21 protein-coding genes and 1 tRNA gene are annotated in these 24,130 nt (G+C 66.5%); 15 read left to right on the top strand and 7 right to left on the bottom strand.

From position 1 onward, the window contains the following. Nucleotides 1-6: 6 nt before the first annotated feature. Complete coding sequence (locus tag KRR38_RS06135; protein ID WP_217407136.1) at nt 7-747, bottom strand: ComF family protein; 741 nt, start codon at nt 745-747, stop codon at nt 7-9. Nucleotides 748-793: 46 nt separating this feature from the next. Here KRR38_RS06135 and KRR38_RS06140 point away from each other — a divergent pair, with 46 nt between their 5' ends. Beyond that, nucleotides 794-1,543 carry a methyltransferase domain-containing protein gene (locus tag KRR38_RS06140; protein ID WP_217399617.1) on the top strand — a complete coding sequence of 250 codons (750 nt, stop codon included), beginning with the start codon at nt 794-796 and terminating at the stop codon, nt 1,541-1,543. Here the strand turns inward: KRR38_RS06140 and ppdK are convergent. The 3 genes from ppdK to KRR38_RS06155 form a co-directional block, all read right to left on the bottom strand. Further along, entirely contained in the window at nt 1,540-4,209 is a 2,670-nt protein-coding gene (gene ppdK, locus KRR38_RS06145; RefSeq protein WP_217399619.1) for a pyruvate, phosphate dikinase, read from the bottom strand. The two genes, KRR38_RS06140 and ppdK, sit on opposite strands and share 4 nt — an antisense overlap. Before the next feature lie 130 nt (nt 4,210-4,339). Beyond that, nucleotides 4,340-6,532, bottom strand: coding sequence for a glycine--tRNA ligase subunit beta (gene glyS / locus KRR38_RS06150; protein WP_217399621.1), 2,193 nt, complete (start codon nt 6,530-6,532; stop codon nt 4,340-4,342). After that, complete coding sequence (locus KRR38_RS06155; RefSeq protein ID WP_217399623.1) at nt 6,529-7,431, bottom strand: glycine--tRNA ligase subunit alpha; 903 nt, start codon at nt 7,429-7,431, stop codon at nt 6,529-6,531. The genes glyS and KRR38_RS06155 overlap by 4 nt, the downstream gene beginning before the upstream one ends. Before the next feature lie 103 nt (nt 7,432-7,534). Here KRR38_RS06155 and KRR38_RS06160 point away from each other — a divergent pair, with 103 nt between their 5' ends. The 7 genes from KRR38_RS06160 to ychF all read left to right on the top strand — a co-directional run bounded on the left by KRR38_RS06160 (nt 7,535) and on the right by ychF (nt 13,682). Next, complete coding sequence (locus KRR38_RS06160) at nt 7,535-8,470, top strand: TraB/GumN family protein (protein WP_254514664.1); 936 nt, start codon at nt 7,535-7,537, stop codon at nt 8,468-8,470. A gap of 6 nt (nt 8,471-8,476) precedes the next feature. Then, on the top strand, nt 8,477-9,337 hold the full coding sequence (locus KRR38_RS06165; protein WP_217399627.1) for a TraB/GumN family protein: 861 nt from the start codon (nt 8,477-8,479) through the stop codon (nt 9,335-9,337). Then, entirely contained in the window at nt 9,334-10,068 is a 735-nt protein-coding gene (locus KRR38_RS06170; RefSeq protein ID WP_217399629.1) for a virulence factor, read from the top strand. Before KRR38_RS06165 ends, KRR38_RS06170 begins: the two co-directional genes overlap by 4 nt. A 110-nt stretch (nt 10,069-10,178) precedes the next feature. Further along, a complete protein-coding gene (locus tag KRR38_RS06175; protein ID WP_217399631.1) occupies nt 10,179-10,790 on the top strand; it encodes a 50S ribosomal protein L25/general stress protein Ctc in 612 nt (203 codons plus the stop codon). A gap of 65 nt (nt 10,791-10,855) precedes the next feature. After that, the gene (gene pth, locus KRR38_RS06180; RefSeq protein ID WP_217399633.1) at nt 10,856-11,425 is read left to right on the top strand and encodes an aminoacyl-tRNA hydrolase; all 570 of its coding nucleotides are present in this window, start codon (nt 10,856-10,858) and stop codon (nt 11,423-11,425) included. Between the two features lie 63 nt (nt 11,426-11,488). After that, nucleotides 11,489-12,505: an SDR family oxidoreductase gene (locus KRR38_RS06185; RefSeq protein ID WP_217399635.1), complete on the top strand. Its 1,017-nt coding sequence runs from the start codon at nt 11,489-11,491 to the stop codon at nt 12,503-12,505. A gap of 76 nt (nt 12,506-12,581) precedes the next feature. Further along, complete coding sequence (ychF, locus tag KRR38_RS06190) at nt 12,582-13,682, top strand: redox-regulated ATPase YchF (RefSeq protein WP_217399643.1); 1,101 nt, start codon at nt 12,582-12,584, stop codon at nt 13,680-13,682. A 141-nt stretch (nt 13,683-13,823) separates the two neighbouring features. Here ychF and KRR38_RS06195 read toward each other — a convergent pair whose 3' ends face one another. Continuing rightward, nucleotides 13,824-14,222 (bottom strand): MerR family transcriptional regulator, encoded by a 399-nt coding sequence (locus tag KRR38_RS06195; protein WP_217399645.1) that lies wholly within the window; start codon nt 14,220-14,222, stop codon nt 13,824-13,826. Nucleotides 14,223-14,336: 114 nt separating this feature from the next. On the opposite strand from KRR38_RS06195, the gene KRR38_RS06200 reads away from it, so the two are divergent. Then, on the top strand, nt 14,337-15,629 hold the full coding sequence (locus KRR38_RS06200) for a hypothetical protein (RefSeq protein ID WP_254514665.1): 1,293 nt from the start codon (nt 14,337-14,339) through the stop codon (nt 15,627-15,629). On the opposite strand, the gene KRR38_RS06205 is transcribed toward KRR38_RS06200, so the two are convergent. Together KRR38_RS06205 and mutL are read right to left on the bottom strand one after the other, a co-directional pair. Further along, the gene (locus tag KRR38_RS06205; RefSeq protein ID WP_217399647.1) at nt 15,613-16,092 is read right to left on the bottom strand and encodes a hypothetical protein; all 480 of its coding nucleotides are present in this window, start codon (nt 16,090-16,092) and stop codon (nt 15,613-15,615) included. The two genes, KRR38_RS06200 and KRR38_RS06205, sit on opposite strands and share 17 nt — an antisense overlap. Before the next feature lie 40 nt (nt 16,093-16,132). Continuing rightward, nucleotides 16,133-17,929, bottom strand: a complete 1,797-nt coding sequence (gene mutL, locus KRR38_RS06210; protein WP_217399649.1) for a DNA mismatch repair endonuclease MutL — start codon at nt 17,927-17,929, stop codon at nt 16,133-16,135. 189 nt (nt 17,930-18,118) lie between these two features. Between mutL and KRR38_RS06215 the strand changes: the two genes are divergently transcribed. The 6 genes from KRR38_RS06215 to KRR38_RS06240 all read left to right on the top strand — a co-directional run bounded on the left by KRR38_RS06215 (nt 18,119) and on the right by KRR38_RS06240 (nt 24,066). Further along, complete coding sequence (locus tag KRR38_RS06215) at nt 18,119-19,168, top strand: rod shape-determining protein (protein ID WP_305800716.1); 1,050 nt, start codon at nt 18,119-18,121, stop codon at nt 19,166-19,168. Between the two features lie 22 nt (nt 19,169-19,190). Then, nucleotides 19,191-20,135, top strand: coding sequence for a rod shape-determining protein MreC (locus KRR38_RS06220; RefSeq protein ID WP_217399651.1), 945 nt, complete (start codon nt 19,191-19,193; stop codon nt 20,133-20,135). Continuing rightward, nucleotides 20,135-20,653, top strand: coding sequence for a rod shape-determining protein MreD (gene mreD, locus KRR38_RS06225; protein WP_254514666.1), 519 nt, complete (start codon nt 20,135-20,137; stop codon nt 20,651-20,653). The genes KRR38_RS06220 and mreD overlap by 1 nt, the downstream gene beginning before the upstream one ends. Nucleotides 20,654-20,689: 36 nt before the next feature. Continuing rightward, entirely contained in the window at nt 20,690-22,783 is a 2,094-nt protein-coding gene (gene mrdA / locus KRR38_RS06230; protein ID WP_217399654.1) for a penicillin-binding protein 2, read from the top strand. Continuing rightward, the gene (gene rodA, locus KRR38_RS06235; RefSeq protein ID WP_217399656.1) at nt 22,780-23,892 is read left to right on the top strand and encodes a rod shape-determining protein RodA; all 1,113 of its coding nucleotides are present in this window, start codon (nt 22,780-22,782) and stop codon (nt 23,890-23,892) included. Before mrdA ends, rodA begins: the two co-directional genes overlap by 4 nt. A gap of 98 nt (nt 23,893-23,990) precedes the next feature. Continuing rightward, nucleotides 23,991-24,066 (top strand) — tRNA-Lys (locus KRR38_RS06240). Nucleotides 24,067-24,130: the final 64 nt, after the last annotated feature.

A 24,130-nucleotide genomic window follows, 5' to 3' on the forward strand; every position in this document is an offset into this window, starting at 1 on the left:
TTGCGCTCATGCAGTTGGGAGCGCTTCGTCGAGGACGCGGGCGAAACAGGCGACCACCACGCGTTCGGCCCCCGCCCGCTTCAGCGCCGAAACGCAGGCTTCGCTCGTTGCGCCGCTGGTGAGCACGTCGTCCACCAGCACCACTCTCGCCCCCTTGATCTGGCCCGCACGTTTGCGGTCAACGGCAATCGCGCCGGAGAGCGCCCGGCTGCGTGCCTTACGTCCGAGCCCGCCGAGGGTCGGCGTCGGCTTGCGGCGTTCGAGCATGTCGACCGCTAGTGTGGCACCGCGAGCCCGGGCGATCTCGCGGCCGAGCAATGCCGCTTGGTTAAAGCCGCGCCGCCAGAGCCGCCAGCGATGCAGCGGCACGGGCACGATCAGCCAGCCTGGCTCGACGAACGAAAGCTTGGTCGCCATCAGCCGAGCCATCATCGGTGCCAGCGCGATCCGCTGGCCGTGCTTGAACGCCAGCACGAGCCGGCGCGAGGCGGCGTTGTAGAGCGTGCCGGCGGCGATTCCGTCGTGTCGCGGCGCTTCGGTCAGGCAAGGCGCGCAGACCGCGCCGGTGTCCACGCTGTCCCCCATCGGCCGCTGGCACAGAGCACAGGCAGGCTCGCCGGGAATGACGAGTTCGCTCCAGCAGGTGGCGCAGAGCCCGACCTGTGCCGACAGCCCCTCACCGCACAGCGGGCAGCGCGGCGGGAAGATCAGATCGACCACCGGGGCAAAGGTTTCGGCGAGCGGCATGGCGGCGGATACTAGCCAAGTCGCCGTGCCGGCGCCATGGGGAGCCATGGCATCGCAGGCTCCGCCCCAGATCTTCGCGCCGAAGCGCAGACTCGCCGTCCGCCGGCGGATGCTGGCCTTGCAGAGGCAGCCCGATGCCCCGCGCTATATCATGGCCGACATGGTCGAGGACGTGCTCGACAGACTGTCCTTCCTCCGGGTCGAGCCCAGACGGGCGCTGGTGATCGGCGACTGGACCGGAATGCTGGCCGTGAGCTTCGGTCCCGACACGATCCAGGCCGAGCCTGCCGAGCACTTCGACGAGGAGCGGCCCTATCCTTTCGGCGGGTTCGATCTCATCGTCAGCCTCGGCACGCTCGACACGGTCAACGACCTGCCCGGCGCGCTGATCCACTTGCGGGGCGCCCTGGCGCCCGGCGGGTTGATGATCGCCAGCTTCCTCGGCGCGGGCAGCCTGCCGGTGCTGCGCGGCGCGATGCTGGCCGCGGATGGCGACCGGCCGGCGCCGCGGGTCCATCCGCAGGTCGACGTCCGGGCCGGCGGACAGTTGCTTCAGCGGGCCGGGTTTGCCGATCCGGTGATCGATCATCGCCCGCTCGACGTCAGCTTTCGCTCGCTGGACCGTCTGGTCGGCGACCTGAGGGCTCAGGGACTGAGCAATGTCCTCGCCCGCTCCGGCCCGGCGCTCGGCAAGGCCGCGCTGGCCCGTGCCGAACAGGCTTTCGTCGCCGCGAGCCAGGATGGACGAACTACAGAACAGTTCGAGATCCTGACCCTAAGTGGTCGGAAGCGTTAGCCCAAAGCCGCCTGCGCCGCTGCCAGTCTGGCGATCGGCACGCGGTAGGGCGAGGCGCTGACGTAATCCAAACCCTGGGCTTCGCAGAAGGCGATCGAAGCCGGGTCGCCGCCGTGCTCGCCGCAGATGCCGAGCTTGATGTCGGGTCGGGTTGCGCGCCCTCGCTCTGCGGCGATCTTGACCAGCTGCCCGACGCCGTCGACGTCGAGGCTGACGAAGGGATCGCGCGGGTAGATGCCCTGTTCGACGTAGGGGCCGAGGAAGCGCGCGGCATCATCTCTCGAAACACCCAGAGTTGTCTGGGTCAAATCATTGGTCCCAAACGAGAAGAACTTGGCCTCCTCGGCAATCTCGCCGGCCATCAGCGCGGCGCGCGGCAGCTCTATCATAGTGCCGACGAGGTATTCGAGCTTGCGCCCCTTCTCCTCGAACACCTTGACGGCAGTCCGGTCGACCAGGCCGCGCAGGATTTCCAGCTCGCGCTTGGTCGCGACCAGCGGGATCATGACCTCGGGCACCACCGCCTCGCCGCTCGCCTCCGCGACGTCGCAGGCCGCTTCGAAGATCGCGCGGGCCTGCATTTCGTAAATCTCGGGGAAAGTGATGCCGAGGCGGCAGCCGCGGTGGCCGAGCATAGGGTTGAACTCGTGCAACTCGCCAGCGCGGCGCTTCAATGTCTCGGCGCCGATACCGATCGTCTGGGCCAGTTCCTCGAACTCGGCGTCGCCGTGCGGCAGGAATTCGTGGAGCGGCGGGTCGAGCAAGCGGATGGTGACCGGCAAGCCTGCCATGACCTCGAAGATCGCGCGGAAGTCGGCGCGCTGCTCGGGCAGGAGCTTTTCGAGCGCGGCGCGGCGGCCGCCCTCGTCCTCGGCGAGGATCATCTGGCGCACGGCGGAGATCCGGCCGGCCTCGAAGAACATGTGCTCGGTGCGGCAGAGGCCGACCCCTTCCGCACCAAACTGGCGCGCCATGCGGCAGTCGGCCGGCGTTTCGGCATTGGCGCGGACTTTCATGCGGCGGTGCTGGTCGGCCCAGACCATCAAGGTGCCGAAATCGCCGACGAGCTCGGGTTCGATCGTCTTGACCTCGCCGGCCATGATGTCGCCGGTCGCGCCGTCGAGGGTGATGATGTCACCCTCCTTGAGCTTGCGGTTGCCGATCTGCAGCGTCCGGCTCGGCATGTCGATCGAGATCGCCGAGGCGCCCGAGACGCACGGACGGCCCATGCCGCGCGCGACCACGGCCGCGTGCGAAGTCATGCCGCCGCGCGCGGTGAGCACGCCCTTGGCCGCATGCATGCCGTGGATGTCCTCGGGGCTGGTCTCGACGCGGACCAGAATGACAGCTTCGCCGAGTTCCGCGCGGTGCTCGGCGGTATCGGCGTCGAGCACGATCGCGCCCGAAGCCGCGCCGGGGCTCGCGGGAAGCCCCTTGCCGAGAATGTCGCGCGGCGCATTGGGATCAAGCGTCGGGTGGAGCAGCTGGTCGAGCGCCATCGGGTCGATCCGGCGCACCGCGGTCGCCTCGTCGATCAGGCCCTCGCCGACCATCTCGACCGCCATGCGCAGCGCCGCCTTGGCCGTGCGCTTGCCCGAACGCGTCTGGAGCATCCAGAGCTTGTTCCGCTCGACGGTGAACTCGATGTCCTGCATGTCCTTGTAGTGCAGCTCGAGCAGGTCGAAGACGCGCGCCAGCTCGGTATAGGCCGCGGGCATCGCCTCTTCCATCGACAACGGCTTGGCATTGGCCGCCTCGCGCGCCTTCAGAGTCAGGTACTGCGGCGTGCGGATGCCGGCGACGACGTCCTCGCCCTGGGCATTGACCAGCCATTCGCCGTAATAGGCGCGTTCGCCGGTGGCGGGGTCGCGGGTGAAGGCGACGCCCGTGGCCGAGGTGTCGCCCATGTTGCCGAAGACCATGGCCTGGACGTTGACCGCTGTGCCCCAGTCGCCGGGAATGTCGTTGAGCCGGCGGTATACCTTGGCGCGGTCCGAATCCCAGCTGTCGAACACGGCGCGGATCGCGCCCCAGAGCTGTTCCTGCACGTCCTGCGGGAACGGGCGGCCGAGCGCCTCGGCGACGATGTCCTTGTACTCGCCGACGAGCGCCTGCCAGTGTTCGGCCTCCATCTCCACATCGGTGAAGAAGCCATTGTCTTCCTTGACGATCTCCAGAGCATCCTCGAACAGATGGTGCTCGATGCCGAGCACCACGTCCGAATACATCTGGATGAAGCGGCGGTAGCTATCCCAGGCGAACCGGTCGTCGCCCGAAGTGGCGGCGAGGCCCTGGACCGTGGCGTCGTTGAGTCCGAGGTTGAGCACGGTGTCCATCATGCCGGGCATCGACACGCGCGCGCCCGAGCGGACCGAGACGAGCAGCGGATCGGCGGCATTGCCGAAGCTCTTGCCGACCGAACCCTCGATATGGGTCAGCGCTGTTGCGACGTCGGCGCGCAGTTCGGGCGAGAAGTCCGCGCCGCTGGCGAGGTAGCGTACGCATTCCTCGGTGGTGATAGTGAAGCCTGGGGGCACGGGCAGGCCGATCCCGGCCATTTCCGCGAGGTTCGCGCCCTTGCCGCCGACGATCGTCTTGTCGCGGGTGCGCGGATCATCGGACGCGCCATTGGCGCCGCCGCCGAAAGTGTAGACCTGCTTGCTCATCTCAACGCTTTCCTGACCGACAGGGTGACACAAGTGACACCCTGTCACCCTGAGGGATGACCCTTAAGTCAATGATCTCGCCCAAAAACTTATCGAGGACTGTCGGGTGACACTGTTATGGTAGTAAATATTATCCCTCGATCTTCGAGAAATCGGCCACGCCGTGCACGGCATCGCGGAACCGCGCGAGCAGATCGAGGCGTGCGCGTCGTTTATCGGCATCGGCATCGTTCACCGTGACACTATCAAAGAACGCATCGATCGGCGCGCGCAAAGTCGCCAGCGCGGCCATGGCTCCGGCGAAATCCTCGGCTGCAACCGCGGTGGCGGCCGTCGGACCGGCCGAAGCGAGCGCGTCGATCAGCGCCTTTTCCGCCGGTTCGGGCGTGTAGGAAAGCTCTTTCGCGTGCCGCTCGGCCATCTTGGCGGCGATGACGTCCTTGTTGTCTTCGATTGCCGAACCGGGGTCTTCATCGCCCGTCGCCGGAATCTCGCCCTCGATGCCCTGCCAGTCCTCCTTCTTGAGGATATTGGCGGCGCGCTTGTAGCCGGCGAGCAGGTTGGTGCCGTCCGCGGTCGCGACGAAGGCCTGGAGCGCATGGACGCGCGCGAGAAGGCGGACGAGGATATGGTCATCGCCCAGCGCAAATACAGCATCGATCAAATCGTGCCGAACGCCGGACTCACGCTGTTGAACCTTCAGCCTGTCTTCGAAGAATTTCGGAAGATTCTCGGAGACTAGCCCGATCGCGTGCTTGTGCTTGTCGAGCTCAGCTTCGGGGTAACCATCATAGCAGATCTGTTTGGTAAACTGGCACACTGCCTCATGGATGCCGACGATAAGCGACAGGCGGATGCCATTTCTCGTTAGTAGTTCCAGAATCCCAAGAGCAGCCCGTCGCAACGCAAACGGATCGCGAGAACCTGTTGGCCGCTCATCAATAAGGAAGAAGCCAACCAAGGTATCCAGCTTGTCTGCCAAACTCACCGCTACCGTCAGTGGTGCGGTCGGCACGTCATCGCCCTGCCCAACCGGCTTGTAGTGATCGCGGATCGCGTCAGCGACGGCATCCGGCAATCCCTCGGCCCGGGCATAGTAGCCACCCATCAGGCCTTGCAATTCGGGGAACTCGCCGACCATCTCGGTGACGAGGTCGGCCTTGGCGAGGCGCGCGGCCTGTTCGGCCTGGTTCGCGTCGGCGCCCTTGACGATGCCCTCTTTGACCAGCCAGCGCGCGAGCTTTGCGACGCGCTCGACCTTGTCGGCAACGGTGCCCAGCTTCTCGTGAAAGGTGATCCGCTTGAGGCCTTCGGCGTGCTGTTCGAGCGTCTTCTTGCGGTCCTGCTCCCAGAAGAAGCGGGCATCGCTGAGGCGTGCCGCGAGCACCTTGCGGTTGCCGTCGACGATCGCTGCGCCGCCGTCGGTCGCCTCGATGTTGGCGGTGCAGACGAAGGCGTTGGCGAGCTTGCCGGCCTGCTCGCAGACAAAATATTTCTGGTTCGTGCGGGCTGTTAGCTGGATGACCTCGGGCGGAACCTCAAGGAATGCCTCGTCGAAGCGGCCGAGCAGCGGCACCGGCCATTCGGTGAGGCCGGCGTTCTCGATGACCAGCCCCTCGTCCTCGACCAGGTCCAGGCCGGCGGCGCTAGCGGCTTCGGCGGCCTTGGCGCGGATCAGGTCCTGGCGTTCGGCGTGGTCGATGAGGACGTGGCAGGCGCGCAGCTTGTCCTGGTAGTCGTGCGCGCCGCCGATAGTGATCTCGCCCGGGTGGTGGAAGCGGTGGCCCTTGGTGGCATAGGCCGAGAGCACGCCGCCGACTTCGCAGGCGACGAGGTCCTCGCCGAGGATCGCGACGATGCCCGACAGCGGGCGCACCCAGCGCAGGCTTTCGGTGCTGATCGAGGCGGCGCCCCAGCGCTGCGACTTGGGCCAGGGGAAGGCACGGACGATCGCCGGGATCGCTTCGGCGAGCACGTCTGCGGTGGCGCGGCCGGGCTTCTCGGTGACGGCGAAGTACACGCCGTCGCGCTCGGTCAGCTGGTCCTGGGTCAGGCCTGTCTTGCGCAGGAAGCCTTCGAGCGCCTGCGGCGGTGCGCCGGTCTTGGGGCCCTTGAGTTCCTCGCTGACCGCCTGGGTGGCGATCGGCAGGCCCTTGGCGATCAGCGACAGGCGGCGCGGGGTCGACCAGACGGTGATTTCGCCAAGCGAGAGGCCGGCGGCCTGCATCTGCTCGCGGAACAGTTTTTCGAGGGCAGCGCGGGCGCCGGCCTGCATGCGCGCGGGGATTTCTTCGGAGCGCAGTTCGAGGAGGAAGTCGCTCATACCGTCCACCCCGGGAACTTCTCGGCCCACTTGGCCTCGTTCTTCTCGATCCAGGCCTGGCAGGAGCCCTTGGCGAGGTCGCGGACGCGGCCGATGTAGCTGGCGCGTTCCTGGACAGAAATCACGCCGCGCGCCTGGAGCAGGTTGAACAGGTGGCTGGCCTCGATCGCCTGATCATAGGCGGCGAGCGGAACCTTGGCCTCGATGCAGCGCTGGGCCTCGGCCTCGGCGTGCTGGAAGCCCTTGAAAAGCTGTTCTGTATCAGCGACTTCGAAGTTATACTTCGACTGTTCTCTCTCATTTTCGAGGAACACGTCGCCGTAGGTCACGCCGCTGTCGTTGAAGGCCAAGTCATAGACCCAGTCCTTCTGCTGGATGTACATCGCCAGGCGTTCGAGGCCGTAGGTCAGCTCGCCGGCGACGGGCTTGCAGTCGAAGCCGCCGATCTGCTGGAAGTAGGTGAACTGGGTCACTTCCATGCCGTCGCACCAGACTTCCCAGCCCAGCCCCCAGGCGCCGAGCGTCGGGCTTTCCCAGTCGTCCTCGACGAAGCGGATGTCGTGCGCCAATGGATCGACGCCGATCGCGGCGAGGCTCTCGAGGTAGAGCTCCTGCAGGTTCTCGGGGTTCGGCTTCAGGATCACCTGGTACTGGTAGTAGTGCTGGAGCCGGTTGGGGTTCTCGCCATAGCGGCCGTCGGTCGGCCGGCGCGAGGGCTGGACATAGGCGGCTTTCCACGGCTCCGGGCCGAGCGCGCGCAGGGTCGTTGCCGGGTGGAAGGTGCCGGCGCCCATGCGCATGTCGTAGGGCTGGAGAATCAGGCAGCCCTGCGCGCTCCAGAAGGCGTGGAGCCGCAGGATCATCTCCTGGAAGCTGAGCGGTTTTGGGCTCGCAGACATGGCTCGCGCCTTTGGCCGATGGGGCATGAAGGGTCAACAGGGGACGGGTTTTTCCGGGCCATTCATCGACGGGTGACCAATCGCCCCCTATATGAGCCGAATGATGCGTCTTCTCCGCCGGATCGGCTACCTCCTCCTCGCCCTGGTCTCTTGCCTTTCGGTCACGGCTTCGGCCCAGCAGACCGCGCCACAGCCGCAATCGCAGCTCGTCCCGGCCACGCCACCGGTCGCGACCGAAGAGGCCAGGCCGGCGCTGTGGAAGGTCTCGAAAGGCGACACGACGATCTGGCTGTTCGGCACGATCCACGCGCTGCCCGCGGGGATCGACTGGTTCCACGGCCCGGTGCGCGACGCTTTCGACGGCTCGCAGGAGCTGGTGACCGAGATCACCGAAGTCGATCCGCTCGAAATGCAGCGGCTCGTGCTCGCCCATGCGGCGCTGCCCCAGGGGCAGACGCTGCGCGCCATGCTGTCGCCTGCGGTCAAGAGTGCCTACGAGAAGCAGCTGACCGACCTCAAGCTGCCGCTGCAGGCGTTCGACGGCTACGAGCCCTGGTATGCCGGCATCGCGCTGTCCACCCTGCCGCTGCTGCGTACGGGCTATGACGCCCAGCACGGCGTGGAGCAGGTGCTCGATGCCCGCGCCAAGCAGCTCGGCCGGCCGCACGGCGCACTGGAGACCGCCGCCTACCAGATCGGCCTGTTCGATTCGCTGCCGCTCGATGCGCAGAAGAGCTATTTCGCCGAAGTGGTCGATCAGCTTCCGACGATGACTGACCAGCTCGGCCAGATGGTCGCCGCCTGGCGCAAGGGCGATGCCGAGGGCCTCGCCAAGCTGATGAACACGGAAGAAGACGATCCGCGGCTGCTCGAGATGCTGCTGGTCAAACGCAACAAGAACTGGGCCGAGTGGGTCAAGCAGCGGCTGACCAAGCCGGGCACGGTCTTCGTCGCGGTGGGCGCGGGGCACCTCGCCGGGCAGGGAAGCCTGCAGGAACAGCTCGCGGCCCAGGGGATTGCCACCCAGCGGGTGCAGTAGACGGCAATGAGGCCTGTCGTTGGTGGACTCGCGATCCTGCTGCTTGCGGCTTGTGCACCCGAGCCACAGCCTGCGAAACCGGCGCTCTGGCGCGTCGAGGGCGCCCACGGCGAATGGGGCTTCCTGTTCGGCACGATCCATTCGCTGAAACGACCTGCGCTATGGCAATCGGGCAAGGTCGGCCCTGCCCTGGCCCAGAGCGACCGGATCGTCGTCGAGGTTGCCAAGCTGTCGGACCAGGCGGCGCTCAGCAAGACCTTCGCGGCCCTGTCCAAGACCCCCGGCTTGCCGCCGCTGTCGGCGCGGGTCGAGCCGGCGCTGCGGCCGCGCCTCGCCGAAGCGATGCGCAAGGTCGGCGCCAGCGACAGCAGCTTCACCGACGTCGAGACCTGGGCCGCGGCGCTGTCGCTCGCGCGCGCCGGGCAGAGCGCGGATGACGCCGCCAACGGCATCGACCGTGCCGTGGAAGCCGCGGCGAAGGGGCGCCCCGTGGTCGAGCTCGAAGGCGCGGTAAGCCAGCTCGGCATCTTCGACCGCTTGCCCGAGAAGGAACAGCGCGACTTGCTAGCCGCGGTGCTGCGCGACGAGGGCGCCATCGACAGCGAGAGCGGCGACCTGGCCGAAGCCTGGCGCAAGGGCGACATCGCACTGATCGCGGGCGAGACGCGCAAGGGCCTGCTCGCCGATCCGGAACTGCACGAGGCGCTCTACACCGCCCGCAACCGCGCCTGGACCGATCGGGTGAGTGCCATGTTGAGCAGCGGAGAACATCCCTTCGTCGCGGTCGGCACGGCGCATATGGCGGGCGACGAAGGGCTCCCGGCGATGCTGGCGGCGAAGGGCTTCAAGGTGACCCGCGTCCAATGAGCGGGCGTTTCCGGCGGACGAAGCGAACGCTCACCGGTCTGATAGCCGGCATCGCGGTGACGCTTCTCGCCGTCTTCGCCGTCGGCGGCTATTTCAGTCGCGAGGCCTATGTCTTCGAACCGGCCACGGGCGGTCGGTCGGATGGATTGGTGGCGGTGTTCTGGTCGGGCGACATGGGCACGGCGGTCGGCCTGGGGAGCACGGTCATCGAGCGGCTGCGCGCGGATGGCATTCCCGTGCTTACGGTCAGGTCTCCCGTGCTGTTCGCCCGGGCGCGCGATGCCGGTTTTGCCGACCGTGTCATGACCCTTGCGCTTCGCCGCGCGCTCGCCGAGGCTGGCGCGCAGCGAATTGCGGTCGTCGGCAGTTCCTTCGGCTCCGACATGGTGGTCGCCAGCCTTGGCCACGTGCCGCCCGATCTGCGCGCGCGGATATCTGCTGTCGCCGTCGTCGGCGCGGGCAAGGACATCTATTTCCACGCCAATCCCAGCGGCTTTTTCTACAGCGGGCCGAGTGCAGTCGATCCTGCCGTGGCGGTTCCGCTGCTCAAGGGCCTGCCGGTTACCTGCATCTACGGCTCGGCCGACGACGAGACGCTTTGCCCGGAACCGGAGATGGCCGGGGCGCGGCAAGTACGCATTAAGGCCGGCCACGCGATGCTGTGGAGCCACGACCTGGTGGCCGACAAAGTGCTGGAGGCCCTGCGGCAGCCCCCGCAGCCGCTGCACTAGGCTTGCTTTTCCGGGCCATTGCCGCTAACGGCGCCCGCTTCCCGTCATGGTCATCCCTGGAGGCGTGACGGAGAAGATGTGCAATCCAGTGTTTTCGAAAGGCAAGTATTATGAGCGATACGCTTAACCTGCCGGCAGAGACGCGCGAACGGGCTGGCAAGGGAGCCTCCCGTGATCTGCGTCGTTCTGGCCGTGTCCCCGCCGTCGTCTATGGCGGCAACGAAGAGCCGCTGACCATCCACGTCGAAGAGAAGGAACTGCGCCGCCAGCTCGGCACCGGTCACTTCTTCAACTCGATCGTCGAGGTCGAGGTCGGTGGCAAGAAGCTGCGGACACTGCCCAAGGACGTCGCGTTCCACCCGGTCTCCGACCGCCCGCTGCATGTCGACTTCCTGCGCCTGTCGAAGGATTCCAAGGTTCACGTCAACGTGCCCGTGGTGTTCATCAACGAAGAGAAGTCGCCCGGCCTCAAGAAGGGCGCCGTGCTCAACATCGTGCACCACAGCCTCGATTTGATCTGCGACGCGGACAAGATCCCCGACGAGATCAGCATCGACGTTTCCGGTCTCGAGATCGGCGATTCGATCCATATCGGCAACATCACTCTGCCCGCCGGCACCGCCGACGGTAGCCATGAGCAGGATCTCACGATCGCCACGATCGTTGCCCCCTCGGCGCTGAAGAGCGACGAAGGCGACAACGAGACGCCGGCCGAGGCGTAAAGACAGTGCGTCGTCCCGGTGCGAGCCGGGACGACGATACTTCGCTGCGACACTGAGGAAATCCGATGCAGCTCTGGGTCGGCCTCGGCAATCCCGGTCCGCAATATGCGATGAACCGGCACAACGTCGGCTTCATGACGACCGACACCATCGCCGAAGTCCACGATTTCGGCCCGGTCCAGAAGAAGTTCCTGGGCTGGCTGCAGGAAGGCCGCATCGGCGGCCAGAAGATCCTCCTGCTCAAACCCGCGACATTCATGAACGAAAGCGGCCGTTCGGTCGGCGAGGCGCTGCGCTTCTACAAGCTCGGCACCGATGCGCTGACCGTGTTCCACGACGAGCTCGATCTCGCTCCGTTCAAGGTCAAGGTGAAGCAGGGCGGCGGCACTGCCGGGCACAACGGCCTGCGCTCGATCGACCAGCATCTCGGCCCTGATTTTCGCCGCGTGCGGCTCGGCATCGGCCATCCCGGCCACAAGGACCGCGTCACCGGCCACGTCCTCGGCAACTATGCCAAAACCGAAATGGACGACCTTGCCGACATGCTGGGTGCGATCTCGGCCGAGGCCGAATGGCTCGCCAAGGGCGACGACACCCGGTTCATGAACGATATCGCCCTGCGGCTGCAGGACTGACGCCCCCTCGACTGTCGCTGCCATCGGCGTATTCTCCGCAGACCACGCGAGAGGAGAGACGCCATGCCGGAGCTTAGCCCCAAGTTGAGCAGGCGCCATCTGCTTGTCGGAACCGGGGCGCTTGCCGCCGCCGCAGCCGTTCCCGCCGCCGCAGTTTCTGAGCCCAGGCCGCTCGCCGGCAAGAGCTTCCTGATCACCGGCACCTCGTCGGGCTTCGGCAATGTCGGCGCACTGCTCTATGCCCGGAAAGGCGCACGGGTCTTCGCGACCATGCGCAACCTGCCGCGGCCCGAGGGCGAGGCGCTGCTCAAGGTCGCCAGAGACGAGAAGCTCGATCTCCGCGTCTTGCCGCTCGACGTGACGTCGGAAGAACAGGTCAATGCTGCGGTCGCCGAGGCCGAGCGGCTGAACGGCGGCCCGCTCGACGTGCTGGTCAACAATGCCGGGATCAACATCGCCGGTCCGGTCGAACTGCAGGATCTCGAAGCCACCAGGCTGACTTTCGACACCAACGTCTTCGGGCTGCAGCGGACGATGCGCGCGGTGCTGCCGGGCATGCGCAGCCGCAAGTCGGGGCTGATCTTCAACGTATCGTCGCAGCAGGGCAGGATCATCATGCCGGCCGGCGGGCTCTATTCGTCGACCAAGTTCGCGGTCGAGGCGATGAGCGAACAGATCGCCTACGAGCTCGCGCCGCACGGAATCGAAGTGGTGATCATCGAACCCGGCGGTTTTGCGACGGGCATCGGGCGCAACCGCGCGCGCTACACCTCCGCCCTCGCCGCCCGCGCCGACGAAAAGCACAAGGCCGGTTACCCCGAGCTCGTCGCGCAGATGAGTCGCATGCCGGGCGGTGGCTCGGCGCCTGTGACTTTGCCTCCCGGCATGCCCGATCCGATCGAGGTGCCCAAGGCAATCGCCGAAATCGCCGCCATGCCCGCCGGCACCCGTCCGCTCCGCCGCCCGGTACATCCCGGTAACAAGCCGCAGCTCGAGATCAACCGCGTTTCGGCCGAAACGCAGCGCGGGCTGCTGGAGAAGAGCGCCTACGCGCCCTGGGGCAAGGCAGTGCTCGACTGATAGCAGGCGCACCGAACTGGCCTTTTGCCGCGCACCGCTCTATGGGCGCGCGCTCAGGATCTATTCGGAGTTTCACATGGGTTTTCGTTGCGGGATCGTCGGCCTGCCTAACGTCGGCAAGTCGACGCTGTTCAACGCGCTGACCGAGACGCAGGCGGCGCAGGCGGCGAACTATCCGTTCTGCACAATCGAGCCCAATGTCGGCCAGGTCGGCGTGCCCGACCCGCGGCTCGACAAGCTGGCCGCGATCGCCGGCTCGGCCAAGATCATCCCGACACAGCTCGGCTTCGTCGACATCGCCGGCCTGGTGCGCGGCGCCTCGAAGGGCGAAGGCCTGGGCAACCAGTTCCTCGGCAACATCCGCGAGGTCGACGCGGTCATTCATGTGCTGCGCTGCTTCGAGAACGATGACATCCAGCACGTCGACAACAAGGTCGATCCGATCTCCGACGCCGAGACGGTCGAGACCGAGCTGATGCTCTCGGACCTCGAAAGCCTGGAGAAGCGGGTCCCCGCCGCGCAGAAGAAGGCCGCGCAGGGCGACAAGGAGCAGAAGATCGTCGCTTCGGTGCTCGGCCAGGCGCTCGAGCTGCTGCGCGAGGGCAAGCCGGCGCGGCTGACCCAGCCCAAGGACGAGGAAGAGGAGCGCGTGTTCAAGCAGGCGCAGCTTTTGACCTCGAAGCCCGTGCTCTACGTCTGCAACGTCGAGGAAGAAGCCGCGGCCGAAGGCAATGCCTTCTCGGCCAAGGTGTTCGAGAAGGCCAAGGCGGAGGGCGCCAATGCGGTGATCGTCTCGGCAGCAATCGAAAGTGAGCTGGTCGGCATGGACCCCGAGGAGCGCATGGTGTTCCTCGAGGAGATGGGCCTTTCGGAGACCGGCCTCGCCCGCATCATCCGCTCGGGCTACGACCTGCTCCACCTGATCACCTTCTTCACCGTCGGCCCCAAGGAAGCGCGTGCCTGGACCGTGCACAAGGGCGCCAAGGCCCCCGAGGCCGCGGGCGAGATCCATTCGGACATGCAGCGTGGCTTCATCCGCGCCGAGACGATCGCCTATGACGACTATGTCGCACTGAATGGCGAGAGCGGCGCCAAGGATGCCGGCAAGCTGCGCCAGGAAGGCAAGGAATATGTCGTGCAGGACGGCGACTGCCTGCACTTCAAGTTCAACGTCTGAAGGATTTCGGGGATTTGCCTGCCGAAGCGCGGACTCACGTGCGGGGGTGGGGATCGGGTGAGAGTCGGGGCTTCGACAGGCCCTAGTTAAACACCCTGCCCCGAATTCGGTTCCGGCTTCTCTCCAATCTGGATCAAATTTTCAGCGCTCGAAAGCTGCGATGATGGGGCACGGTCCCTGCTCGGACCGAGCGCATTCCCGCGCGAGGCCCTGCAGCGCGCTTCGAGCCGCCTGAAGCTCGCCAATCCGGGCGTCAAGCGCTGCTATCCGCGCCTGGGCCATGGCCCGCGCTCGCGGACGATCGTCGCTGCGATCGAGTTCCAGCAATTCGCCGATCTCCTCCAGCGTGAAACCCGCGCGCTGCGCCCCGCGGATGAACCGCAGGCGCCGCACTTCGTCCTCGCCGTAGTGGCGTCGCCCAGACCCGCTCGCCACCGCCGAGGGCCGCGGATCGAACAGCAGGCCCTTGCGCTGGTAGAAGCGGATCGTCTCCACCCCGACATCGGCGCTGCGCGCCAGTTCCGAGATTGTCAGCGCCATCACTTGACTCCGTACTATGGTACGGAAGCTATAGGGCTCTCCGCCGCTGGACGGCAAGCGCCTGGTCGCCATCCTCGCTTCCAGGGCCGTCCGTCCCCGCATATGGAGAATTGCATGAAGACCGCGCTGTCCCCGCTCGCACTGGTAGCGACGGCTCTTTTCTCCCCCCTGCCCGCGCTGGCGCAAGATCACGATCATTCTCAAATGGACCATTCGGCACACGACGCCATGCCGGGCATGGCCGCGGAGGGCGAGATGGACATGGCCCAGCCCGCTCCTTCCGGACCCAGCGCCGGCTCGGGCACTTCGCTGCTGCCCGCGAACGAGGGCATGGGCGGGCTGCACATACCGGCCGGAAACTGGATGGTGATGGCGCACGGCTTCGTCACGACGCAGTACACCGACCACTCGGGTCCGCGCGGCGACGACAAGTTCTACTCGACCTCGATGTTCATGGTGAACGGCGAACGCGACACCGGATGGGGCCGCATCCAGCTCAAGTCGATGATGAGCCTCGAGCCGGCAATGGATGCGCGCGGCTATCCCAACCTCTTCGCCACGGGCGAGACCGCCGGAGGGCAGCCGCTGGTTGATCGACAGCATCCGCACGACCTGTTCATGGAGCTCGCGGCGCGGGTCGATTTCAATCTCGGCGGTTCGACGCGGGCTTTCCTCTACGGCGGTCCCGTCGGCGAACCGGCACTGGGGCCGAGCGCCTTCATGATGCGCGGTTCGGCGAGCTACAATCCCGAGCCGCCGATCACCCACCACTGGTTCGATTCAACCCACATCACCTACGGCGTGGTGACCGCGGGCCTCACGAGCAACCTTTGGCAGCTCGAAGCTTCCGCCTTCCGCGGCGCCGAGCCCGACGAGCATCGCTGGAACATCGAGACGCCCAAGCTTGACAGCTGGTCGGTGCGCGCGACGCTGACACCCTCGCCCGCCTGGGCAATCCAGGCGAGCTATGCGCAGATCAAGCAGCCCGAGGCGCTGCATCCGGGCGAGGACGAGCACCGCTTCACGGCCTCGGCGCACTATGCCGACAGCAAGGGCTTCTCCGCGATGCTGGCTTTCAGCAACAAGGACCGGGTGCCGGGCGGATCATTGTCCGCATGGCTGGCCGAGGCGAACTGGAATCTCGACCAGCACAATACGTTGTTCGGCCGTTTCGAGAATGTCGCCAACGACGAACTCTTTCCCGACCATGCCGATCCGTTGCACGATCGGACCTTCCGCGTGAGCAAGTTCCAGCTCGGCTACGCCCGGCGCATCCCGGTCGGGCCGGTCGAGCTGGCGCTGGGTGCGTCAGCCTCCACCTATGCGAAGCCTGCCGCACTCGATGCCGCCTATGGCCGCAACCCTTGGGGCTATACGTTGTTCGCGCGGATCAACCTCGGCAACTGAGCGTGCCGGGTGCCTGGTAGACGATGCGCTCGAAGCGGTCGCGGATGGTGACGCGGTCGGGCTGGCGTGCGAACTGCGCCGAGTAGCTGCGTCCGACATATTTGGCGTGAACGCCCGCGGCGACTTCGGGGCTGCCGTTGTCGGCGGCGAAGATTGCCGGTTCTCCGTCGATCAGCAGCACGGCCTTGGGGCCGCCGACGATCAACAGCGGGAAAGCGCCGGGATTGGGATCTGTCGCGAAGGCGCAGTCGCTGCTCCCCAGCTTGTATAGCCGCCGAACGTTCGGGTTGACCGCGCCGAGTTCGAGGGGCTGGACGGGTGGCTTGATCTTCTGGATGGCCTCGACCTGGGCGACCGCGCGCGCGTCGGCAGCGGCCTTTTCCTCGGGTGTCTGGCCGTTGCAGGCGGTTGTCAGGAGCGCGATTGCGACTGCCAGCCCCTTGTGGGTGTTATTATTGTTCACGAGTGGACAATGCCTGCGCCCAGGCGTTGTTCCCGCCGGCCTACTTGCGTCCGAACAGCTTCTCGATGTCGCCGTGCGCCAGCTTGACCCAGGTAGGGCGGCCGTGGTTGCACTGTCCCGAGCGCGGCGTACGCTCCATCTCGCGCAGAAGCGCGTTCATCTCGGCGACCGACAGCGCACGGCCGGCGCGGACCGAGCCGTGACAGGCCATCGTCGCGAGGACGTGGTCGAGCCGCTCGCCGAGCAGCAGCGCGTCACCGTTCTGCGCGAGATCGTCGGCGATGTCGCGGACCAGCGCCTGGACGTCGCTCTTGGCCAGCGCCGCAGGGACCGAGCGGACTAGCATCGCCGCCGGGCCGAAGCGCTCGATCGCGAGTCCGAACTGGGCGAGTTCGTCCGCTTTCTCTTCGAGCCGGTCACAGGCCGGCTCTTCGAGATCGATCACCTCCGGCAGCAGCAACGCCTGGGCCGCGGCGACGGTGTCGCCCGTCCCTGCGGCGCGCAGGCGTTCGAGCACGAGCCGCTCGTGCGCCGCATGCTGGTCGACGATGATCAGGCCGTCTTCGGCCTCGGCGACGATATAGGTGCCGGCCACCTGGCCGCGGGCGACGCCGAGCGGATAGGTTTCGGCTTCCTCGGGCATCGCTTCGGCGGCTTCGGCGCGGGCTGCCGGAGCCATCAGGTTCTGCTCGTAGCCGCGCCAGGCCTGTCCGGCGTCGCCTACCCGCGAAGGTTCGCGCTCGAAGTTGGAGAACAGGCTGCGGCCGGTGTGCAGCGCCAAGGGCGGCGAGACAACCGGCTCGACCTGCCAATTGGCCATGGCGCCCGCGGCCGGGGTCTGGGCGCTGCGCTGGCCCGAACTGTCGAGCGCATGGCGCAGCGCGCTGACGAGAAAGCCGCGCACGAAAGCCGGATCACGGAAGCGCACCTCGGTCTTGGCCGGGTGGACGTTGACGTCGACCTCCTCGGGCGGGAGTTCGAGGAACAGCGCCAGCACCGCGTGGCGGTCGCGCGCGAGCATGTCGGCGTAGGCGCCGCGCACCGCGCCGATCAAGAGCCGGTCGCGCACCGGCCGGCCGTTGACGAACAGATACTGGTGATCGGCGACGCCGCGATTGAAGGTTGGTAGGCCCGCCACCCCCGTGAGCCGAGCGGACCCGCGTTCTGCTTCGATGATCACGCCGTCCTCGGCAAGCTCCCGCGCGACGAGGCGGGAGACACGCGCGGCCAGCGCCTCGTCGGGCTGAACCTGCAAAACGCGGCGGCCGTCGTGTTCCAGCGTGAAGCCGACGTCGGGCCGCGCCATCGCGAGCCGGCGGACCACGTCGAGGCAGGCGGCATATTCGGCGCGAGCGCTGCGCAGGAACTTGCGCCGGACCGGCACCTTGCCGAACAGGTCCTCGACCCTGATGCGTGTACCCGGCGGCAGCGCAGCGGGGCCGTCTTCGGCGACCACGCCGTGATCGACGACCCGCTTCCAGCCTTCCAGCCCGCGCGGCCGGCTTTCGATCGACAGCCGCGCGACGCTGGCGATCGACGGGAGCGCCTCGCCGCGGAAGCCCAACGTCGCGACCAGTTCGATATGTTCGTCGGGCAGCTTCGAGGTCGCGTGACGTTCGAGCGCCAGCGCAATTTCCTGTGGATTCATGCCGCAGCCATCGTCGGTCACTTCGATGAGGCCGAGTCCCCCGTCTCCGAGCCGTACCGTGATCGCCGTAGAGCCCGCATCTATAGCATTTTCAACGAGTTCCTTGAGCGCGGAAGCGGGGCGCTCGACCACTTCGCCCGCGGCTATGCGGTTGACAAGTTCTTCGGGCAGGCGGCGTATTTCTGGCACTTCCACTGCTTAGCGACGAAGTGGCAGAAATTCGAGACTGGACCCCGTAAGCTATCCCCAAATCTCGGCACAAAATTTTGGCGTTTCGTCGAAAGCTGGTTTAGGAAGCCGCCTTCCACGCTCACCCCGCCGGTCAGCGCTGCCGCCTCGCTCCTGCGGTAAGTGCCCGGCAAGCCTACGGATTTTTTGATGGCTTCGATGATGTCGCGATTCTTCAAGTTCGGTTCGCAGAACATGGCGATCGACCTCGGAACGGCCAACACGCTCGTTTATGTCCAAGACCGAGGTATCGTGCTCGACGAGCCTTCGGTGGTCGCGATCGAGACGATCAACGGCATCAAGAAGGTCAAGGCCGTGGGCGACGACGCCAAGATGATGATGGGCAAGACGCCCGACAACATCGAAGCGATCCGGCCGCTGCGCGACGGCGTCATCGCCGACATCGAAGTCGCCGAAGAAATGATCAAGTACTTCATCCGCAAGGTCCACGGCGGCAAGAAGAGCCTGTTCCGCTATCCGGAAATCGTCATCTGCGTGCCTTCGGGCTCGACCTCGGTCGAACGCCGCGCGATCCGCGACGCCGCTTCGAACGCGGGCGCCAGCCAGGTCTACCTGATCCTCGAGCCGATGGCCGCGGCGATCGGCGCCGATATGCCCGTGACCGAGCCGGTCGGCTCGATGGTCGTCGACATCGGCGGCGGCACGACCGAAGTCGCCGTTCTGTCGCTGCGCGGCCTCGCCTATACCACGTCGGTCCGCGTCGGCGGCGACAAGATGGACGAGGCGATCGTCTCCTACGTCCGCCGCCACCACAACCTGCTGATCGGCGAATCGACCGCCGAGCGGATCAAGAAGGACTATGCCATCGCCATGGTCCCGACCGACGGCGTCGGCGAGACGATCCACATCAAGGGTCGCGACCTCGTCAACGGCGTGCCCAAGGAAATCACCATCACCCAGGCGAATATTGCCGAGGCCCTGTCCGAACCGATCGGCGCGATCATCGAGGGCGTGCGCATCGCGCTCGAGAACACCGCGCCCGAGCTCGCCGCCGACATCGTCGACCAGGGCATCGTCCTCACGGGCGGCGGCGCGCTGATCAAGGGGCTCGACGAATATCTGCGCGAAGAGACCGGCCTGCCCGTCTCGATCGCCGAAGATCCGCTGTCGTGCGTCGCGCTGGGTACGGGCCGCGCCATGGAAGATCCCGTCTATCGCGGCGTGTTGATGACGGCCTAACCGCCAGAGGAGAAGACGCTCCATGGCGCCGCCGCCTAACCGGCGCTCCGGATATTCCCGCAGGGCGCAGTACGGCACCTTCTTCGGCTATATCGCCGGGGTGGTCGGCGCGCTTGTTGGCGGCGGAATCCTGATCGTTTCGATTTTCAATCCGAGCGCCTTCTCCAGCCTGCGCGGCCTGGCGGCCGACGCCGCGGCACCCGGAGGCAAGGTCGCGGCTGAGAGCCGGGCCGCCAGCCAGAGCGTGTTTGACGTGGTCCGGGGCTACGCCTTGGCCGGTAGTCGTACCGCGAAGCTGGAGCGCGAACTGGCCGAGGCCAAGACGCGGCTCGTTGAGGCCCAGGCCACCACGGAGGAAAATCGGCGGCTGAAGGCGATGCTCGGGCTCACCCAGCAGGACGAGAGGCCGGTGGCAGTGACGACTCTGGTTGCAGCGACCGGCGCCAGCACGCGGCGTTTTGCCACCATTGCCGCAGGAGCGGACCACGGCGTCGTGGTCGGCATGCCGGTGCGCTCGCCGCTCGGCCTTGTCGGGCGCGTGCTCGAAGTCGGCGGCGGCACCTCGCGCGTGCTGCTGGTCACCGATACCGAGAGCATCGTCCCCGTGCGCCGTCCTCAGGACGGTCTTCCCGCTTTCGCGCAAGGCAAGGGCGACGGCCAGATCCAGATCAGGCTTATCAGTCTCGGCATCAACCCGCTCAAAGTGGGCGACGTCTTCGTCACTTCGGGCTCGGGCGGCCTCTATCGCCCCGGCATCGCGCTGGGCGCGGTCACCAGCCTGACGCGCGACGGTGCCATCGCGCGCGTGCTGAGCGACCCGGCCGGCAGCGAATTCGTCGCGGTCGAACGGATATGGGCGCCGCAATCGGACGTACCGGCCGCCCAGCCTACCGCCAAACCTACGGCTAAACCCAGTACTACTAAACCCACCGGCAAGCCCTCCGGCCAGGCGGGCGGGCGGCGGTAATGCCCTCGCGCCTGCTGAAAGCCGTCTCGGAAGGCCCCCGGCCAAGGATCAACCGGGCGCCCTTGCCGATCGTGGCACGCAGCGTCCCCTGGGTATCGGTCATGCTGGGCTCGCTGCTGCCGGGCTGGCTGTTCATGGCCTCGGCGCCCTATGTGCCGCCGCTCGGCTTTCTCACGCTGCTCGCCTGGCGGCAACTGCGCCCCGGCTTGCTGCCGGTCTGGGCGGGACTGCCGCTGGGCTTCTTCGACGATCTCTACAGCGGCCAGCCGATGGGCTCTGCCATCCTGCTCTGGTCGATCGCGATGATCGTGATCGAGGCGATCGAACTGCGCTTCCCCTGGCGCGGCTTCGCGCTCGAATGGCTGCTCGCGACCGCGATGATCGGTGTCTACGTGGTTGCGTCGCTCGGCGCCGCCAATGCTACCGGGGGGCTCGGTCCCGGTGGCGGTGCTGGCGCCGCAGTTCATCCTTGCGGTGCTGATCTATCCCTTCGTCGGGCGGATCGTCGCGGCGCTTGATCGGTTCCGACTGATTCCGCTCAAGGTCGTCGGCTGATGAAGCTCAAGGCCTTCTGGAAGGCGCCCACGACCAGCCCGGCGCTGCTCAGGCAAAGCTTCGAGCGGCGCGTGGTTGTGCTCGGTGCGGTCCAGGGCGGGATCGGCCTGCTGCTGGCCGCGCGGCTCGGTTATCTCTCGGTATTCCAGAACGCCAAGTACGAGCTGGAATCCGAAAGCAACCGCGTCAACCTGTCGCTGATCCCGCCGCGGCGCGGATGGATACTCGACCGCCACGGCTCGCCGATGGCGTCGAACAAGGCCGACTTCCGCGTCGACATCATTCCCGAGCGCATCGTCGATGCCGATGCGACGCTGGGGATGCTTGGCCGGCTGTTCAACCTGACCCCGGTCGACATTCAGGACCTCAAGGACCGGATCGACAAGTCGCGCGGTTTCCAGCCGGTCGAGGTGGCCTCGGGCATCGATCCCGACCAATATGCAGCGGTCAGCGTGCGCCTGCCCGACCTGCCCGGCGTCGTCACCCAGCGCGGCTTCTCGCGGTTCTACCCGACCGGGCCCTCGGTCGCCCATCTGATCGGCTATGTCGGCGCGGCTTCGGCCGCGGAGTACGAGAGCGACAGGAACCCGCTGCTGGTCACGCCGGGTTACAAGGTCGGCAAGGATGGGCTCGAGAAGTACTACGAGCCGCTTCTGCGCGGGGTCCCGGGCGCGCGCCGCGTCGAGGTCACCGCCAGCGGCAAGATCGTGCGCGATCTCGACATGCGCGAGGACATCCCCGGCAAGCCGCTCAAGCTCACGATCGACGGTGCGCTCCAGGACTATGCCGCGCGGCGCATCGGCCTCGAATCGGGCGCGGTCACCGTCATCGACTGTGAAACCGGCGGTATCCTGGTCTGCACCTCGATGCCGGCCTTCGATCCCAACAGCTTCGTCGACGGGATCGGCCGCATCGAATGGAAGATGCTCAACGAGGACGACCACATCCCCTTGTTGAACAAGGCCTTCCGCGGGCTCTATCCGCCCGGTTCGACGATGAAGCCGATGGCGACTCTCGCGTTGCAGATGCACGGCATCTCACCCGACGAGCGCGTCAACTGCCCCGGCGGCTATCGCCTCGGCAGCCGCTTCTTCCGCTGCGACGCGGTGCACGGCTCGGTCGATATGCGCGCCGCGATCGAACACAGCTGCAACACCTATTTCTGGTCAATGTCGCACCGCGTCGGTTACGACGTGATCGCGCCGGTCGCCAAGCTCCTCGGGCTCGGGCAGGAGTTCGACCTGCCCGGCACAGCCCAGCGTTACGGCACCATTCCCGACGCCGCCTGGAAGATGCGCCGCTACAAGCAGGAATGGAGCGCGTCGGATTCGCTCAACGCCTCGATCGGCCAGGGCTACGTGTCGGTTTCGCCGCTCCAGCTTGCAGTGATGACCGCGCGTATCGCTTCGGGGAAGAACCTGCAGCCGTCGCTGCTGTTCGGGCACGAGAAGCCGCCGGGCCCGGCGCTGCCGTTCACGACCGAGCAGCTTGCCGTCACGCGCGAGGGCATGTTCCGCGTGGTCAACGGCTCGGGCACCGGCGGCGGGAGCCGGATCAACATCAACGGCGTGATGATGGCCGGCAAGACCGGGACGGCGCAGGTGCGTGCGCTGACCAGCCGCGGCCATGTCGGTGACTGGAAGTCGCGCGACCACTCGCTGTTCATCTGCTATGCGCCGACCGATGTCCCACGCTATGCGATGTCGGTGGTGGTCGAACATGGCACCTTTGGCGCCCGCGCCGCAGCGCCGATCGCCAAGGACGTGATGACCTACCTGTTCGATCCGAAGACAGCCTGGGACAGGCTCCTGGCCATGGAAAAGGACTGGGGCGGAACGCCGATGGAGCGCATGGCGGCCAAGTACCAGGCCTATGCCGCTCAGTACGGCACCACGGCGCCCAAGGTGGAGGGCGACGACGCGGTCGATTCGGCCCAGTACGACAACGACAGCGCGCCCACGTCGGGCCAGGCGGTCCCTCGCGAAGCCGATGCGCCGCCCGCCAAGGAGCCGACACCGGCCGTCAGCCCCAGCCCCTCTCCGACGGCAACGCCCTCGCCCGCTCCCGTGGCTCCGCCGGCAGCCGCGCAATGAGCCGTTCGATCGTCCCCGCCACCGTCGCCCGCCAGCCCTGGCAGGTCATCCTACCGCTGACCGCCCTCGTGCTGTTCGGCTCGACCGTGCTCTATTCGGCTGCGGGCGGACATCTCCAGCCCTGGGCACTGACCCATTCGCTGCGCTTCATCTTCTTCCTCGGCATGGCCGTGGCCATGTCGCGGTTCCGGCGCGAATGGTTCAAGCAGTTCGCCTATCCGATCTACCTCGCCGTGCTCGTCCTCCTCGTCCTCGTCGAGATGCTCGGCGCGATCGGCGGCGGCAGCCAGCGCTGGCTCAACCTCGGTTTCATGACCTTGCAGCCGTCGGAACTGATGAAACCGGCTATCGTGCTGGTGCTGGCGCGGTTCTACGACAATCTTCCCGCGTCGGTGACGACGAACTGGCGCGGGCTGGTTCCTGCCGCCGGGCTGATCGGTGTGCCGGCAGCTTTCGTCATCATCCAGCCCGACCTCGGCACGGCGCTGGCGATCTGCTTCGGCGGGTTCATCGTCATCTTCCTCGCCGGACTGCCGCTGCGCTGGTTCGTCGCCGGAGGGGGGGCACTGATGATCGTGGCGCCGCTGGCCTATTTCTTCGGCCTGCACGACTACCAGCGCAAGCGTGTGACCATCTTCATGGATCCCGAGAGCGATCCGCTGGGTTCGGGCTACCACATCACCCAGTCAAAGATCGCGATCGGTTCGGGCGGGATCTTCGGCAAGGGCTTCGGCAACGGCTCGCAGAGCCATCTCGAATACCTGCCCGAATCCCACACAGACTTCGTCTTCGCGACGATGGCCGAGGAATGGGGCTTCCTCGGCGGGCTGTTCGTCCTGGCGATCTTCGCCATCGTCCTGCGCTGGGGCATCAACATCGCGCGCAAAGCGCCCGACCGCTTCTCACAGCTGCTCGCCGCGGGCATGTGCGCGACGATCTTCTTCTACGCCATGATCAACATGATGATGGTCATGGGCCTCGCCCCAGTGGTCGGCATCCCGCTGCCGTTCATGAGCCACGGCGGCTCCTCGATGATGACCAACATGATCTGCGTCGGCACCCTGATGGCGATCGACCGCTGGAGCTCGCGCCCTTCGGGACTGGCGTGAGGCGCCCGCAAAAAAATGTAACAAAGCCCCCTTCCCCTCAGCGTCGCAATCGCTATTAGGAGCGCTCCCGACGATTCGGGAGCCGGAAGCGGCAGTGTGGACGCATAGCTCAGTTGGTAGAGCAGCTGACTCTTAATCAGCGGGTCCTAGGTTCGAGCCCTAGTGCGTCCACCACCTTCTCCCTTTAAAAACAGGCACAAAGGTTCATCGGCGCATTTGCGAACCGGGAGCGCTTTAG

Origin of the sequence: Novosphingobium sp. G106, assembly GCF_019075875.1 — a bacterium.
Classification (GTDB): domain Bacteria; phylum Pseudomonadota; class Alphaproteobacteria; order Sphingomonadales; family Sphingomonadaceae; genus Novosphingobium.